Source organism: Psychrobacter sp. 1Y4, from assembly GCF_051847555.1.
Genome location: NZ_JBPYDE010001214.1, coordinates 1 through 506 on the forward strand (window position 1 = coordinate 1; position 506 = coordinate 506).

Sequence of the window (506 nt, forward strand, 5' to 3'; positions counted from 1 at the left end):
TGTCGGTTGGCAGCTTATCTTCAGCCAATGCATCATCAGATAGCTCTTGATTTGAAAGACTACTTGCCAGCAAAGACTTAGCGCGATCTTTGATTTCGTTTGCCGCTTTGCGCGTAAAAGTCAGCAGTAATATCTCTTTAGGCGATATACCGTTTTCGAGCAAATAACTGGTGCGGTAGGTCAAGGTTTTGGTTTTGCCCGATCCTGCACCCGCAATCACCAACACTTTACCTTCGATAGTAGTGGCAGCCATGAGCTGATCGGGATTAAGTTCACTGGCATAATCTACTTTCAACCCTAAATGACTATCCAATCTTTGCGTCAACAACTTCGTGTTTGCTTGCTCATTAGTATCAATGAGGTTTGTCTCTAGCTTTTTGATGGCCTGCTCAAGTCGAGCAAGTTTTGGCTTCATCTCAAGGAAGTTTTGTGGATATTTATAGCGGCGTGTGTCAAAAATCGAGGTTGTCATTATCGGATATTGCCTTACATTTTGTTTTGGAGCG

Annotated in this window: 1 protein-coding gene; it reads right to left on the reverse strand. The window is 43.3% G+C overall.

Translation table 11 applies throughout. The features are described 5' to 3' along the window. Positions 1-472, reverse strand: a 472-nt coding sequence (locus tag ACS8FC_RS21205) for a UvrD-helicase domain-containing protein (RefSeq protein WP_439298231.1), incomplete at its 3' end; no start/stop codon positions are given. Positions 473-506: the final 34 nt, after the last annotated feature.